Source organism: Nostoc sp. LPT, assembly GCF_017115165.1.
Classification (GTDB): domain Bacteria; phylum Cyanobacteriota; class Cyanobacteriia; order Cyanobacteriales; family Nostocaceae; genus Nostoc.
The window spans coordinates 1-16,528 of the sequence record NZ_JABXKF010000114.1 but is presented as its reverse complement, the minus strand read 5'-3'; the positions used below and the strand labels follow the sequence as shown (position 1 = coordinate 16,528).

11 protein-coding genes and 1 pseudogene are annotated in these 16,528 nt (G+C 40.4%); 5 read left to right on the top strand and 7 right to left on the bottom strand.

Going from position 1 to position 16,528, the window contains the following annotated elements; genetic code table 11:
- Nucleotides 1–23 precede the first annotated feature (23 nt).
- From HWQ58_RS21790 to HWQ58_RS21775, 4 genes are all read right to left on the bottom strand, one after another.
- Nucleotides 24–872 (bottom strand): tetratricopeptide repeat protein, encoded by an 849-nt coding sequence (locus HWQ58_RS21790; protein ID WP_292867051.1) that lies wholly within the window; start codon nucleotides 870–872, stop codon nucleotides 24–26.
- A gap of 169 nt (nucleotides 873–1,041) precedes the next feature.
- Nucleotides 1,042–1,377 (bottom strand): cytochrome c6 PetJ, encoded by a 336-nt coding sequence (petJ, locus tag HWQ58_RS21785; protein ID WP_292867049.1) that lies wholly within the window; start codon nucleotides 1,375–1,377, stop codon nucleotides 1,042–1,044.
- A gap of 368 nt (nucleotides 1,378–1,745) precedes the next feature.
- Nucleotides 1,746–2,240, bottom strand: coding sequence for a GNAT family N-acetyltransferase (locus tag HWQ58_RS21780; protein ID WP_292867053.1), 495 nt, complete (start codon nucleotides 2,238–2,240; stop codon nucleotides 1,746–1,748).
- 164 nt (nucleotides 2,241–2,404) lie between these two features.
- Nucleotides 2,405–3,577, bottom strand: a complete 1,173-nt coding sequence (locus HWQ58_RS21775) for an RpoD/SigA family RNA polymerase sigma factor (protein WP_292867047.1) — start codon at nucleotides 3,575–3,577, stop codon at nucleotides 2,405–2,407.
- 808 nt (nucleotides 3,578–4,385) lie between these two features.
- On the opposite strand from HWQ58_RS21775, the gene priA reads away from it, so the two are divergent.
- From priA to aspS, 3 genes are all read left to right on the top strand, one after another.
- A complete protein-coding gene (gene priA / locus HWQ58_RS21770; RefSeq protein WP_292867045.1) occupies nucleotides 4,386–6,941 on the top strand; it encodes a primosomal protein N' in 2,556 nt (851 codons plus the stop codon).
- A gap of 618 nt (nucleotides 6,942–7,559) precedes the next feature.
- Nucleotides 7,560–9,758 (top strand): Ig-like domain-containing protein, encoded by a 2,199-nt coding sequence (locus HWQ58_RS21765; protein ID WP_292867044.1) that lies wholly within the window; start codon nucleotides 7,560–7,562, stop codon nucleotides 9,756–9,758.
- A 584-nt stretch (nucleotides 9,759–10,342) separates the two neighbouring features.
- Nucleotides 10,343–12,130, top strand: a complete 1,788-nt coding sequence (gene aspS / locus HWQ58_RS21760) for an aspartate--tRNA ligase (protein WP_292867042.1) — start codon at nucleotides 10,343–10,345, stop codon at nucleotides 12,128–12,130.
- Nucleotides 12,131–12,162: 32 nt separating this feature from the next.
- On the opposite strand, the pseudogene HWQ58_RS21755 reads toward aspS, so the two are convergent.
- Both HWQ58_RS21755 and HWQ58_RS21750 read right to left on the bottom strand, forming a co-directional pair.
- Nucleotides 12,163–12,315: pseudogene (locus HWQ58_RS21755) on the bottom strand (transposase); the annotation flags it as partial.
- A gap of 177 nt (nucleotides 12,316–12,492) precedes the next feature.
- A complete protein-coding gene (locus tag HWQ58_RS21750; protein WP_292867040.1) occupies nucleotides 12,493–12,984 on the bottom strand; it encodes a MarR family transcriptional regulator in 492 nt (163 codons plus the stop codon).
- A 116-nt stretch (nucleotides 12,985–13,100) separates the two neighbouring features.
- On the opposite strand from HWQ58_RS21750, the gene HWQ58_RS21745 reads away from it, so the two are divergent.
- Together HWQ58_RS21745 and HWQ58_RS21740 are read left to right on the top strand one after the other, a co-directional pair.
- On the top strand, nucleotides 13,101–13,565 hold the full coding sequence (locus HWQ58_RS21745; protein WP_292867038.1) for a DMT family transporter: 465 nt from the start codon (nucleotides 13,101–13,103) through the stop codon (nucleotides 13,563–13,565).
- A gap of 614 nt (nucleotides 13,566–14,179) precedes the next feature.
- Entirely contained in the window at nucleotides 14,180–15,691 is a 1,512-nt protein-coding gene (locus HWQ58_RS21740) for a hypothetical protein (RefSeq protein WP_292867036.1), read from the top strand.
- 280 nt (nucleotides 15,692–15,971) lie between these two features.
- Here the strand turns inward: HWQ58_RS21740 and HWQ58_RS21735 are convergent, their stop codons facing one another.
- Nucleotides 15,972–16,238 (bottom strand): NIL domain-containing protein, encoded by a 267-nt coding sequence (locus HWQ58_RS21735; protein WP_292867034.1) that lies wholly within the window; start codon nucleotides 16,236–16,238, stop codon nucleotides 15,972–15,974.
- Between the last annotated feature and the right edge of the window lie 290 nt (nucleotides 16,239–16,528).

Genomic DNA, 16,528 nt, shown 5'->3' with positions numbered 1-16,528 from the left:
GAAGGCAATATATTTTGGTAGCTTTATCTGTAGCCAGCTTTTAGAGAATTGGTATTAGATGCTTTTTGTAAATCAGATATAGCTCCTAAATGATATCCTAAACGATACTGAGCTACTCCCCGATTAACGTAAGCCTGGGCATTACTGGGGTTAAGTCTGATGACTTGGGAAAAATCACGCACTGCACCAAAGTCATCTCCGTTTCGTCCGCAAGTACAACCCCGGTTAAAGTACGCTCTATAATCGTTAGCATTAAGACGAATTGCTAGATTAAAGTCGAGCATGGCTGCTTGGGTATCTTGCAAGACAAAATGCGCCAAACCTCGGTCATTATAGATATCTGCAAGTAGTAAGCTAGTTATTCGAGGTATCTGAATTAGGGCTAAATTAAAGTCAAGAATTGCCTTTGAATCTTTTCCATTGCCAATACGGGCTAGCCCTCGGTTATAGTAAGCTCGAAAATCGTAGGGTTTAAGTGCAACGGCTCGATTATGATCGACAATGGCAGCTGAATAATCCCCTTGTCTGTAGTGTGCTACTCCCCGGTTCAGGTAAGCCTCAAAGTTATCCGGTGCAAAATTTATGGCTTGAGTACAATCTGTAACAGCTTGATGGTAATCTTGTAATTGGAGATAAGCCAGACAGCGATCGCTATAAGCAACAGCCAAATCTTTCTCAAGTGCAATCGCCTGGTTGAAATTCTCTATTGCTTCCTGATAATCACCGCGCCGCATCTTATCTACACGCAACTCTAGGAAATTACTCGCTGTAATTTGGGTAATTAAAATGGGTGAAGAATGTGCAGATAAAGTTAGAAAAGTCAGAGGTAAAGCAATAATTATACTGAAAAATAATTGCCAGAAATTACTCATAATATCAAATGAGGATAGGTAGTATTGTTTGATATTCTTGGAACAGTCTTTTTGTAAAGACTTTCGATCCAAAATTGGTATATGCATCCTATTTGATAATTTCGGCAGTAACAAAATTAGCGGGACAAAAAGCCCCGCAAATTGTTAATTCTTGAAGTCAGATTTTAGTCTACTTCCATTCCTTATCTGCTTGTGAAAGCACATAAGCCGCTACATTTTCAATTTGTTCAGGCTTCAAACGTTTGCCGAAGGCGGGCATGGCATTTTTACCGTTTGTAACCTGAGCAATAATCGCCTCTACTGAGTACAAACCATACTTTTCTAAAGCGTCCTTTTTCAGGCTTTTGTCAGCTTTAACCAGATTCTTTCCTCCCGCGTGACAAGAGGCACAATTAGCACTAAATACTTTAGCTCCATTAGCAGCATCTGCTGCCAAAGCTGGATGACTGAAGGCAAAGGTGAAGATTGCTATGCCTAACAGCATGACTGTAATCATTTTTTTCATTTCGTGTTCTCTCTGCAATAACGGCTTAGTTTGGTGCAATATCCTCCATAATTGTGAGTTGAGCCGTTGCCATAGTCAAATGACAACCTGTCAAACTTTGGTTTATTAAATAAAGTTTTTTAATTTTGAATCTTGGGGATTTTAGATTTAGGTTTGTTGGCAGGGAGCGATATGTAACGAGAAGGTATTTCTCTACAAAATACCCTAGCTTGCTTATTTGCAAAAATGTGCATTTATACTGATGATTAAAATGCAAATTTATGTAATTTTGAATATATATATTATAAAAAAAATCATTAAAATTTAAGGATGAAATATTAAAGATGAAAATTGTCCTGTTTCATCCTTTATACTTCATCCTTTGTTTTTTATTTAACAGTTCCTAATTGAGTAAGCACATCTTCTGTAACGCGACAAATTCGCCAATCATCTAATATAGATGCTCCCATACTACGGTAGAATGCTTGGGCTGACTCATTCCAATCTAAGACACTCCACTCTAATCGCCCACAATCACGTTCTACAGCTATCTGAGCTACTTTAGTTAGGAGAGCTTTACCAATACCTTGCCTGCGATATTCTGGTAAAACAAATAAATCTTCCAGATAAATTCCTGGTTTAGTCAGAAATGTTGAATAATTGTGAAAAAATAGTGCAAAACCAACAGCTTGACTCGTAGATTCTGCTAATATTGCCTCTACATACCTCCGCGAACCAAATAAATGCTCCTGAAGTGCTAGAGCATTGCCAGCGATCGCGTGAGATAATTTTTCATATTCTGCAAGCCCTTCAATTAATTTAAACAGTACGCTGCAATCGGCTGGTTCAGCAAAACGCACAATCAAATTGCTACCCGAAGTCATTAGTCCATAGTCCATAGTTTATAGTCCATAGTCTATAGGCAACTGGGCAATTTTTTTTGAGTATTGACTAAATCAAAAGCCGAAAAAAGCTACAAAACGCCCGATTTTTGCGAATTGCACAGCTAATTAAGTTCCAGATTGCATCTCTATCTTGAGCAATGTAATTAAACCAACCAACCTTTTAAGCGTTTGGCTATGTGGGGACGGCGCAATTTCCGCATGGCTTTGCTTTGAATTTGACGCACTCGCTCACGAGAAAGATTGAACATATTGCCAACTTCTTCTAAGGTACATGGTTCGCTGGTTGTCAAACCATAACGCAGAGAAATCACATCTTTCTCTCGTGGAGTTAACACGTCACCTAAGACTTCCCAAATCTCTTGACGCATCATGTTTTCATTCATTTTTGCTTCAGGAGACAAGTTATCTTCATCTTCTAGCAAATCCATCAATTCCGTGTCTTCTTCTTTACCAACGCGGTGGTTGAGAGAAAGTGCTTGTCGCCGTAGCTGTTGTAGCTGGCGTAGTTGTTGCACACTAATCTCTAAATATTCTGCCATTTCACCTTCGGTAGGATTACGACAGAGTTTTTGTTTGAGTTCTCGTTGGGCTTTTTTTAGCTTATTAAGCTTTTCAACAATATGAATCGGTAGTCGAATTGTTCGCGCATCGTTAGCTATCGCTCTGGTAATTGCTTGTCTAATCCACCAATAAGCGTAAGTAGAAAACTTATATCCTTTATCGGGATCGAATTTTTCTGTAGCGCGATTTAAACCCATAGCTCCTTCTTGGATTAAATCCAGAAAAGGCACTCCCCGATTTAAATATCGCTTGGCAATAGAAACTACCAATCTCAAGTTCGAGCGAATCATTTTGCGTTTCGCTACTCTCCCTTGATACAAACGATTTTCTAGTTGCTTTTCCGTCATTCCTAGCTCGGAAGCCACTTCTAATTTACTGGCTTCATGTTTCAGGTTTAACTCTAAAGCCGCTTGTATTTCTCTGACTTCCTCTAGAAACCTGACTCGCCGCGCTAACTCTACTTCTTCATCAGCTTTTAAAAGCGGATAACGCGCCATTTCCTTAAAAAACGCGCCGACAGCATCATCATGTTCGGTTTTGTTGTATCCCGAAGGACGAGCCGCCGCCATGTCATCTCCATCGCGTTCGTCTGATTCCAGATTTTCTACTACAATTGGAGATTCTTCTTCTGCCACTGCATTTAAACTATCGAGTGATGGTTCTTCGATATCAGCAGCATTCTCCAGTATTTCCATTTTTCCCAATTCAACAATATTCATATTTTCCTTTAGGGATTGTTGCTTTGTTTGGTACATAATTTATTTACACCTACTCGTTTGAGGCTTGGTAGTTTTCCCTAATGGACGATGCACCCGTAAAGAATAGCGAAATATAGGCTGATGCTAATTTGTCTACAGAAATAAAAATCGGCATCTACCTAGTACCTATAGGTTACAGTTATATACAACCTATAACGAAACTGACCTTAGCACCCAGCAAAACTTTTTTCTTAGATTCCCAACAGATATATTCTTCATTTTTTTCTGAATTATCAAATATGTCAAACCCCCTCAAACATTCTCAACCTTAACAAATATAAAAATTCCAGCTAATCATCCAATTTTCTTAAACTTTCATATATTTATTTTTCTAAATATTTATAATGTCTTAGGATCTGGAGTCTACTGTATAAAAGGAAGACCTACTAATGGGTTACGCATTCCTGATTTGATTTCAAGTTACCTAGATAATACAAATTACAAGAGTAGCAGCTTAATTTTGATCTGATCTTACTTTGTATAAAAGCATCTCATATACAGAAAGGGTTGAATATCTACCGATAGGCGGAAAAAGTCTACTCCATATTTAGTAGATAGAGTAACTGTTGCAGCAATAGCCGACATGCTTTTATTTGTATAGTGGGCACCAAATATTTATTGCATATATAGTTGATACGAATTTGTCTAGTAGATTACATAAGAGGAAAATTATCAAGTATTATAAAGAATAACAGTATTGAGAAATACCATTTAAATTTAAGAAAGCGAAAAACTAAAGTTTAGTTAGCTAGGTTGATTTTGACCAGCTATGTGAGGAAAATATTTAATTATAAAATCAGCAAGTATGTATATTAATGACATAAATTTATCTCCTTTAGTGGTGAGTGAACCGAGTGAATCATATCAGTCAGGTGCAACGTTGAATCGGTGGGTTGAGGTATTGATAGACTGTCCAGGAGCCTCAACAGAATTAGAGAAAGGGGAAAAACTGTATACGTATCGATTACCTGCCAAGTTAGAAGTAAAACCAGGGGATATTTTGAGTGTGCCATTTGGGGCGCAACAGGTGGGAGGAGTAGCTATTCGTTTCCTGGCAAAACCCCCAGCAGATTTAGCACCAGAAAAAATCCGGGAAGTAGAAGATGTGATTCAGAGGGATTTCATCGGAGATAGTTACTTTATTTTGCTGGAACGGGTATCACAGTATTACTACACACAACTGATTCAGGTAATACGTATGGCGTTGCCACCTGGATTATTGGGACGCTCGCAGCATCGCATTCGGCTCAAGCGAGAAAACATTCCCAATGGTGCAGTAGAATTCCTTGGTTCAACAGCAGCTCGTCAAATTCTCAAAATTCTGCAATCTCAAGTTGATGGGGACTACAGTTTCAAATTCCTCAAGCGCCAGGTTCAAGGATTTGACTATGGAAAGAAGCAATTACTCGACCGCAATTGGGCAGAAAGTTATGTGGAATTACTTAGATATTCTCAACCCCAGACAAAACCAGTAGTCACATTAGTTGCCGATGGATCTTATATTGATTTAAACAAGCGTCAGCGAGAAATTTTAAAAGTGCTACGCGATTGTGGTGGCGAGTTGTGGCTAAATGAGTTCCTACAGATTTGTAAGACAACTACCCCTACCCTAAAAGGGTTAGAACAAAAGGGCTGTATCGTCATCGAAGAACGGGAAGTATTGCGAAGGGAACAAGGCCCAGTATTAGCCAAAGATCAACCAAAGTCATTAAATGCGGATCAAGCTAGCGCTTTAGAGACAATCCAGACATTAGATGAATTTGCTCAAATTTTATTGCATGGGGTGACAGGTTCAGGAAAAACCGAAGTATATTTGCAAGCGATCGCACCTCTCCTCAACCAAGGTAAATCCGCCCTTGTCTTAGTGCCAGAAATTGGACTTACACCGCAGCTAACCGATCGTTTTCGCGCCCGTTTTGGTAATAAAGTCAGCGTTTATCATAGCGCCCTTTCCGACGGTGAACGTTATGACACTTGGCGGCAAATGCTCACGGGAGAACCCCAAGTTGTTATTGGGACTCGTAGCGCCGTTTTCGCCCCTTTACCTAACTTGGGTTTAATTATTTTAGATGAAGAACACGATAGCAGTTTTAAACAAGACTCCCCCATACCCACCTACCACGCCCGCACCGTCGCCCAGTGGCGAGCCGAATTAGAAAATTGCCCCTTGGTATTGGGTTCCGCTACGCCTTCGTTGGAAACTTGGGTAAGCGTCGGAGGGATGAGGGAGCAGGGGGAGCAGGGGGAGATGAGGGAGCAATATCCCCCTTATCCCTCCCACTATCTCTCCCTCCCCGAGCGCATCAACTCTCGCCCTTTACCGCCGGTGGAAATAGTTGATATGCGGCAAGAGTTGCAACAAGGAAATCGTTCTATATTTAGTAGATCGCTGCAAACAGCTTTACAAGAGTTGCAAGAAAGAAAACAACAGGGAATTTTATTTATCCATCGTCGGGGACACAGTACTTTTGTCTCTTGCCGCAGTTGTGGATATGTGTTGGAATGTCCGCACTGTGATGTGTCGCTGGCGTATCACCATACTGAAGAAAAAGCGCCGGAATTATTACGGTGTCATTACTGTAACTATGCGCGATCGCACCCCAAATTTTGCCCTGACTGTAGTTCGCCTTACCTGAAATTTTTCGGTAGCGGTACTCAACGAGTCACGCAAGAACTAGCGCGACAGTTCCGGGACTTAAAATATATTCGTTTTGATAGCGATACCACCCGTAACAAAGGCTCACATCGTACCCTACTCACGCAGTTTGCCAACGGCGAAGCGCATTTATTAGTCGGTACGCAAATGCTCACCAAAGGTTTGGATTTACCACAGGTGACACTTGTGGGCGTTGTCGCCGCTGATGGATTACTAAATTTATCAGATTATCGCGCCAGTGAACGAGCATTTCAAACCTTGACTCAAGTCGCTGGACGTGCCGGTAGAGGTGAAGATCCGGGTAGAGTGATTGTGCAGACTTATACTACAGAGCATCAGGTAATTGCAGCAGTGCGATCGCACGATTATCAATCTTTCTCTGAAGCTGAATTGGAACAACGCCAAGCACTCAATTATCCTCCCTATGGGCGGCTAATTTTGTTGCGTTTAAGTAGTCTTGACCCGATTCAAGTACAAAATACGGCGCAAGTTATTGCTACAGCCTTGAGTACAGAAGAAGAATTCGAGATATTGGGCCCAGCACCAGCGAGTATTTTACGAGTAGCTAATCGTTATCGCTGGCAGATATTGATTAAATTTGCCCCCGATGCATTACCACAGTTACCAGATTGGGAAGAAGTGCGATCGCTGTGTCCTTCGTCTGTAAGTTTAACTATTGATGTAGACCCATTAAATATTATGTGATCGTAAATTACAAAGAAAGGCAGCTTTGCTGAGGGCAGAAGGCAGAAGGAAAGAAGTAAGCTGTTACGCATTTAATTTGTATATTTAATCGTGAGAGTTGTCATTGGTCATTAGTCAATTTGTATTTCAAAGGACAGATGACCAATTGACGTAAAGACGGTCTGAATGCAAAAATGTACAACCTAGACGCGCATCAGCTTATTAATAAAAACTAACTTTGAGGTAGAATGACCGCGGAAATCATAGCTAATTATGCGAACGTGATATTAACTGCATATTAACAGTACATACGAAAATGAACTCTGCCAGCACCAATTAAAGGTTGGTTTACGGTAATAATTTTAAAGATTTATTGCTTTTTACGTAATCATACTGTGCCAAGTTGAGGAATTAGAAAGTTCCTTTATAATTCTCTTAAAAAGAAGTTCAATATTTATGTATAAAAAGTATTTAATAAATACTTTTTATACAATTTGGAGAAATGTGTTCCCTAAGACTTGCGGTCATTACGTTCGTTTATAGCTAGTGAAGGATTGCCAGGAATAATCATTGCAGATACTTGGCAAATGTTAATGGACTACTCACGTATCAACTACGAACCCAAGGGCAACGCATACTATGATTTACAAGATCAAACCCAAAATACTGGTATTAGCAATTGTTCAAGGGATTGCTTTTCAACCAAATAACGCTCCTGTACCATCTGGGTATATTAAAGATATCGGTCAAGCCTACAATGATACTAGAGGCTTTGGTTGGGTGCGTGAAGATAGCTTAGGCAATACTACACCCACTCCCCTTGATATCCAACTCAATACACGCGATCGCAACCAAAGTGGCATCGATCAACGACTAAATAGACTGATTCATCTGCAATATCCTCTTGGCAGTTCGCAAACAGCAGTCAAGATACCTGCTGCTTGGGAATATGCCCTATCTAATGGTTCCTACAATGTGACTGTTAGCGTTGGTGATGCTAGTAATACTGTAAATAGTAAGCACCAGATTAATATAGAAGGGACAGCTGCTATTTCTGGCTTTGTACCAACAGCAACCAAAAAGTTTGCCGCAACTACCCGAATTGTTAATGTTGCTGACGGCAAGCTCACAATTGATGCTAAAGGTGGTGAGAATACCAAGCTCAACTATATTGCGATCGCACCAGGTAATCGTCCCTCGATCAGAATGACCAATCCCAATGATGGTCAGACAAACGTGTCGCCAGATATCTCGATTACAGCAGACCTAAATCTCCCTAACAGTGGGATTGCGGTTAATACTATTTCCGCCTCAACTATCAAGTTGATTGATTGCAGCACTAACACGCAAGTCAATACCAATTACAACACTTCCGGTGGCGGAGATGTGATTGTAGTGTCTCCGATAAATCGTCTCAAGAACAATACCAAATATTTGTTACAAATCACCGACGGGGTTAAAGATAGCAATGGTGCTGCATTCTTACCCTATAGCATCAGTTTCACAACAGGCAGCTTTGTGAAGCCAGTAAGCAATATTACCTTCGAGCAAATCTCACTAGCGAATGTACCTCTAAAACCTTACACCACAGTATTGATTGGGCCTGACAATAAACTCTATGCTGCCACCTTACTAGGCGAGATTTTGCGTTTCCCAATCAATGCTGATGGTACTCTGGGTACGCCACAAACGATTTCCTCATTGCAGACTGCAAATGGTGGTAATCGAACGATCATTGGTATGCACTTTGATCCCTCATCAACAAATGCTAACAACCTAATTCTCTGGGTAACAAATAACTACTACTGGAATGGAACTGTTGATGCACCAGAGTGGACCGGTAAAATTACTCGTTTAAGCGGTACCAATCTAGAGACAGTAAAAGATTATGTGGTTGATTTACCACGATCAAGCCGGGATCATCTAACCAATAGCATTGAGTTTAAGCCCAATGAGCCAAATGTGCTGTATGTGTTACAGGGTAGTAATAATAGTACAGGCGCACCAAATACTGCCTGGAGTAATCGTCCTGAGCAGTTGTTAACTGCTGCTGTATTACGAGTTGACCTGTCTAAAATCACCTCACCTCCTTTAAGCGTTAAGACGGAGGATGGAGGTACTTATAACCCCTTTAATCCGGGAGCGCCTGTAACTATCTTTGCTAGTGGTATACGTAATGGCTACGATCTGGTTTGGCATACCAATGGTCAGTTGTATGTGCCAACGAATGGTTCGGCGGCTGGTGGCAATACGCCAAATACACCTATCCCCCTACCTCTTGCCTGTCAAAACCGTATTGATAAGGCTACTAATGGGACATATACTACTCCATCTGTGCCTGCTCTTAGCAGTCTAAACACGCAGCGAGACTTTCTGTTTCGCGTTGTTAAAAATGGTTATTACGGTCATCCCAATCCGAAGCGTTGTGAGTGGGTGTTGAATGGAGGAAATCCTACAGCTAGTACAGACCCAGTTCAGATAAATGAGTATCCCATTGGTACTCTACCTGACCGGAATTGGAAGGGTATTGCCTTCGATTTCGGAGAGCATTTTTCACCTAATGGCATGATTGAATATCGTAGTCATGTTTTAGGTGGTCAGCTGCAAGGCAAACTGCTGGTGACACGCTTCAGTTCCGGGAAAGACATCATTGTGCTAACACCAGGTGGCGCAAACTTGGATATTGTAAATTCCCAAACGGGTATTAGTGGTTTCACTGGTTTTAATCCAAGTCCATTGGATTTGATTGAGAATCCCACCAATGGAAATCTCTACGTGGCACAGCTCAGTCAAGAGACGGGCATGGGCAAAATTACACTTCTGCGTCCACTTAATTAGCGCTCTTCCATCACTCTTGGAGAAAGCAATCACTGCAAGGCTTACGAAACTTCACTTTCCAGGTTTTGGCTACATTTTTGAATTTATATTAGAAAATAAAGCCTCAAAGCTTGATTTAGTCATAGTTTCAGTTTTCTGAGAGTGATGGAAGATCGTTAGGGACTTCCAAGAAATAAATTATCCAAATAAACGTAGACGCAAAGCAGTGAAACAGCGCGGTCTTCTCCCAAGGGGAGACGCCAAGGGCGATGGGGGTTTCCCCCATGAGCGACTGCTGTTAGCGCAGCGTTAGCGACGTTAGGAGCGTCACCCGGAGGGCTTGCCGCAGGCTACCACTCCAGACACAAAGAACACAGAGAGAGGAGAAATAAAGAGAGTTTTTGCGTCAGTTTTGGGACATTTTTTTATTTGGAAGTCCCTTAATATCAGCACTGGGCGATCGCTCAATTATCTAACTCTAATATAGTGTGAGATTATTTGATTTTTTCTTTCACCAGAACTACTACAATTACTATTGATGCTAGATAATGGGAAGGCTTTGACATTTTCTTGCCAATCTAGCCCGGAAACAATAACTAAGACTTATGCGAACTCACTATTGCGGCGAACTCCGAAAAGAACATATTGGAGAAACTGTTACTTTTTACGGATGGATAGACCGTCGCCGCGATCATGGTGGTGTAATATTTTTAGATTTACGCGATCGCTCTGGAACTGTCCAAATCGTCAGCGATCCGCAACGCACCCCAGTTTCTTACGAATATGCGAACGCCCTGCGAAATGAATATGTTGTCGAAATCACTGGTAGGGTAACACAACGTCCTGAAGAATCGTTGAATACCCGCATCCCCACAGGCGAGGTGGAAATTTACGCCGATAAAATTGAACTACTCAATGCTGTTCGCAAACAGTTACCTTTCCAAGTTTCTGTAGCTGACACCGAAACAGTGCGGGAAGACTTACGGCTGAAATATCGTTATTTGGATTTACGACGCGAACGTATGGCGCAAAATTTGCAACTGCGTCATCAAATTGTCAAAGCCATGCGTCGTTATCTAGAAGATTTGGAAAATTTTATCGAAGTCGAAACCCCAATCCTTACCCGTTCTACCCCAGAAGGAGCGCGGGATTACGTTCTACCCAGTCGCGTCAATCCTGGTGAGTGGTATGCTTTGCCGCAATCACCCCAGCTATTTAAACAATTGCTGATGGTATCCGGTTTAGATAGATATTATCAGATTGCCCGTTGCTTTCGTGACGAAGATTTACGCGCCGACAGACAACCAGAATTCACGCAGTTGGATATGGAAATGAGCTTCATGTCCCAAGAAGAAATTATCGAACTAAACGAGAATTTAGTTTGCCATATCTACAAAACAGTTAAAGGCATTGAGTTACAGCGCCCTTTCCCCCGTCTTACTTATGCTGAAGGGATGGAACGCTACGGTAGTGATAAACCAGATACACGCTATGGTTTGGAATTAGTTGATGTCTCAAATATTGTCAAAGACTCTAGTTTCAAAGTCTTTCGGGATACTGTTACCAATGGTGGTATCGTCAAAATCCTCCCCATTCCCAACGGGAACGATGTAATTTCTAATGTCCGCATTAAACCAGGTGGCGACTTATTTAAAGAAGCCAGTGAAGCCGGTGCTAAAGGTTTAGCTTTTATCCGTGTCAGGGATGATGGCGAAATTGATACTATTGGCGCGATTAAAGACAACTTAAGCGAAGAACAAAAACAAGAAATTTTGCGCCGTACAGGTGCAAAAGCTGGACATTTGCTATTGTTTGGGGGTGGTGATGCTGCTACAGTTAATAAAACTTTAGATAGATTACGACAAGCGATCGCTAGAGAATTTGGCTTAATCGATCCAGAAAAAATCAACTTGCTGTGGATTACAGATTTCCCGATGTTTGAGTGGAATGCTGACGAAAAGCGCCTAGAAGCACTACACCACCCGTTTACAGCACCCCATCTTGATGATTTGAGCGACTTAAAGACTGCACGCGCCCAAGCTTACGACTTGGTACTCAACGGCGTAGAAATTGGCGGCGGAAGTCTGCGGATTTATCAGCGAGAAATTCAACAGCAAGTGTTTGAAGCGATTGGTTTATCTCCTGAAGAAGCACAAAATAAATTTGGCTTTCTCTTAGAAGCATTTGAATATGGTACACCGCCGCATGGTGGCATCGCCTACGGTTTAGATCGTTTGGTAATGTTGCTAGCTGGAGAAGAATCTATTCGGGATGTCATTGCTTTTCCAAAGACACAACAAGCACGTTGTTTGTTAACAGATGCGCCTTCGAGTGTAGATGCTAAACAGTTGAAAGAATTACACGTTGCTTCGACTTATAAACCAAAGTCTTAGAAGATGTTTGAAAAGTTATGATGAGTAAAATTTTATGCCAATAGTCTCACCATAATCCAAATCATGGCAAGGTAAATAAACGTTTTGGCAGTTTCAGGAAGTAGCTCGTAGTCTTCGTTTAATCGCCGACACCAAACAAGCCAACCCAAGGTGCGCTTTATCACCCAGCGTTTTTGAAGCAAAACAAATTCTTTGCGCTCTTTGGGTTGGAGTGCTACTTATAGCAAAGTGCTGAGTGCTGAGTAAAAACCCAGTTTTGTCAAAGCTTTGAGTGATCAGCACTGTCCTAACCTATGTGACTACGGCTATATATAATCTAACGGCAAAAGTCCATTATCTACTGTATGAATAGGCTTCAAATGCTACTCCTCAAACGAAACTAAAAGCTTACGAAGCAAATCAGCCAAGGCTTTACGTTCCGATTCTTCTAAAACACTAAGGATACGACGTTCATTCACAACATGAGCTTCAACAGCTTTTTCTATGACGTTAAAGCCATTATCAGTTAACTCAATCAGCGTTCCTCGACGATCGCTTGAATCAGGAATGCGCTTCACAAGTTTAGCTTGCTCTAAGCGATCAATGCGATGCGTCATTGTACCGGATGAAACCATCAGTGTATTAAACAACTCAGTTGGTGAAAGCTGATACGGCTGACCAGAACGACGTAACGCAGCCAATACATCAAATTCTCCAACATTTAAGCTAAATTCTGAAAACGTCTCTTGGAGTGCTCGTTCTAAGTGCTTGGCTAACCGCCCCATCCGCCCAATGATTCCCATCGGCGAAACATCTAAATCAGGACGCTCTCGCTGCCATTGAGCTAAAATTTTATCGACTGGATCAAACTCCATTGTGCTACCCACTCATCTAGGTATCTTAGCATTAAGTATCTTAACTTCAAGATAATTGTTATAATCTTGCCATTAAGTATCTTAGCTTCAAGATAAGTTCACCGGGAGTTTTGAAGATGAATGGACGCACGATTTATCTATTAGCGGCACTTGCTGGCGGTGCTATTCTACCTGTTCAGGTCGCCCTTAACACCCTACTGCGACGCTATGTAGGTCAACCAATGCAGGTAACATTCATTTCCTACCTTGCAGGTACGTTAGCATCCCTTATCATCTGCTTGTTGGCGCGATATCCTCTTCCTGCTTTGACTTCGCTTTCGCAAACTTCTTGGTGGATGTGGATTGGTGGCTGTTTAGGTACTTTGTATGTTTGGTCAACCATTTTCGCCACACCCAAGATTGGAGCTGCTCTTGCACTCGCACTCACGATCGCAGGTCAGATGATCGCAGCACTTTTCCTCGATCATTACGGCGCCCTCGGACTTACTAAGTATGCGGCGAGTCCAACCCGCATTGTAGGAGTTGTATTTGTAATTTTGGGCGTTTCCTTGGTTGCGGGGAGCAAAGCGGTAATTGAATAGCAACCCAAACTCTCAATTAAGAAAGCAACTGAGAAAAACGATTTAATGTACTAAATGTAATGTAAAAGAGATTTTCACAAAGAGCACAAAAAAAATGGTAAATTTACGTAAACTGTACTTATTTTCTTTAGGCAATTTTGAGATTAATACAGTTGACATTTTTCTAAAAGCATGATGTCTAAAATATTTTCAAGAGATAGTCCGGTTTGAGCGATCCACGTGCAACTTGAGACTTAAGCTGTGGACGACGTTAGATGCTCCACTTAGAAGGAAAGTTTTCATTCATACTTATTTTCTCCAGTGTAAGAAGTAGAACGGCGTTAATCATTAAAAGTTTATATTAAGCGGCTCTAGACCTACTTTGAAGGCTTTAGCCTTCAAAATAGAGAAAAAATCTGTTTTTTACATTACTTAACATACTTTAATTTATTGCTGCCTACTTACTTAAATATTTTTGGTACTTCAGCTAATTTTTAATAAAATGAAAAGTCAGTATTGACGCGATCGCAAAAACTTTAAACTTTAAGTTCATATCCTAAAATTGCCTTGCTCTTTATCCTGTTAGGATATTAATCAGTCTAGGATATTCACTTAATTTTTGATTATAAAAGTTAATGATTAATATTAGTAAATTAAATAAAATTGACTTTTTAGTTTTGATTGCAATTGTGATTATTGGTCTTATACATTTGCCTTTTCCATTTGACGGAGATCAAGCATTTTTTAGGCTAGGTGCTTTGGAGATGCAACAAGGAAAGGTACTCTATCGTGATTTTTGGGATGTGAAGCAACCGGGAATTTTTTGCTTTTACTTTTTAGCGGGAACTTTCTTTGGTTTTAATGAGATTGGTATCCATCTCTTTGAACTTATTTACATGGTGTTTCTGTCTATAGTATTGTTGTTGAGTCTTAAAAGCTATTTTCGGCACCCGATAATCGCAAGTCTAGTACCTTTGTTAACAGTTGGTGTTTACTATACTGTTTCACAGCCTTGGCATCTTACTCAAGTGGAAGCACTGGTTAGTTTTCCATTGTTCATTTGTCTTTGGCTGACTTATCAATCTTTCAAATATGAAGGAAAGCAAAGATTCTTTCTACTTTTACTGTCAGGTTTTATTGGTGGAATTGTTCTCATTTTTAAATTAATACTTCTGCTAATATTAATTTCATTTTGGCTAACTATTTTGATATATTCTGTGCTAATAAAGCAAGAGCAAATTCAAAAAGTTTTGGTAAAAATATTTATTCCAATTTTTATAGGGATTATATTTCCTATTTTATTTATTGTTAGCTATTTTGCCTGGTTTAATAGTTTACCAATTTTGTATCAAACATTCTTTTTATATCCACCTCGAATTGTTGCTAATTCCCAATTTGACCCAAGTGGGCTTTTTGCAGGAATAAAATGGTTCTTAAATCGTTTTTACCCTCTACTTTTAACCGCTACTGTTGCAGTAGATGTGTCATTGCGTAAGTCTAAGAATATATTGACTTTGCTACTTGTGATTTGGTGTATTTTTGCTTGGGGTGTAATTGTTCTACAACGTGGGGCATTTTGGGAATACCATTATTTACTATTGTTTGTACCTTTAGGTATTTTAGCAACTAAAGGATTAGATGTTTTATGGGAGTCTTTAAAAAAATTGAGTTCCCCATTTACTACAATCCTGCTGATATTTTTGTTTTTCTTGCCTTTATCGAACACTCTTATAAAAAAGAGTGTTGTTCTGGTTAATAATAACTTTGCTTTAGCTGAAGATACACGATTTAAATATCAGACTGTTTTTAGAGAAAAATATCCATCTTTTCGTTCAGAGGCTGAATTTATCTCCCAACCAGGAAATCTTCCTGGTAAGATTTATGTAGCTGGCGATCCATCTATTTACTACTTCTCCAATCGGACTCAGGCAACATCAATACGTGGTTGGGCACTTGAATATTTTCTGCCTGAGCAATGGACAAAACTTCTAGAAGAGTTAGATTCATCTAAGCCTCCTTATATCTTTATTGATTATATTCAGCAGCCTACTATCAACAAAAATTTTCCAAGAATGCTAGAATTTCTTGAGGGAAGATACCGTATTTTACATCAAAATGATAACGGGATTTGGTATATTCTTTTGTAGACAAACCACTACAGCAATCCTGAATTATTGATGAGAAACAAGATCCCCGACAACTTTTACGAAGTCGGGGATTTGCGGGTTTAGAGGCAGGAGGCAGGATAGCGCAGCGGTAGCGAGTCCGCTTACTCTGTAAGAGTTGCAAGCTACGCGCAGCGTCTCGTAGAGAGCGTCGGCAGGAGGCAGAGGTAGAAACTATTTATATCTGATGCGTGAGTTCTGCATTTTGTACTTCATTTGCTTGCAAACTGCTGTAAGTAAACTGTTTGTGTTGCTATAACCCTTACCAATCATTTGTTTTAGTATCATCCCAGACTTCCAATTCCAAATCGGAAAGATAAGTTAATCCGCTTTGAATTTGTGCATCTGTTCCTTGTAGTTCAAGGTCAAACCAACCATCTCCAACAGCATTGGCTCCCAAAATCGCTGCCGTGATATTCACAATCAGTCCATAGTCAGACACCAGGCGAGAAATAACAGGTTCCTGGTGATAATCTTTAGGAATTCTGAGTCGAATCCGTTTTTTGCTAAGTGTATTGTCAGTAGCCATATCTGAATTATTTCAATTCCTAATCGGGATTGGTACAGAACTACTCTTAACCCTAACGGTAATTTACTGATAGGTACTAGGTAGATCGTACCATGTCCCATGATTTGCTTGTATCCTATTCAAAAGATAGGCGTTGCTGAATCAAAGTATGAATCATGCGATCGCCTCAAGCTTGAATTCATACTTCAATTATGCAACGCCAAAAGATAACTATAATATAGCCGTAGCCACAGAGGTTAGGACAATATTGATTGCTAAAAGCCTTGATTTAACTGGGTTTCTACTCAGCA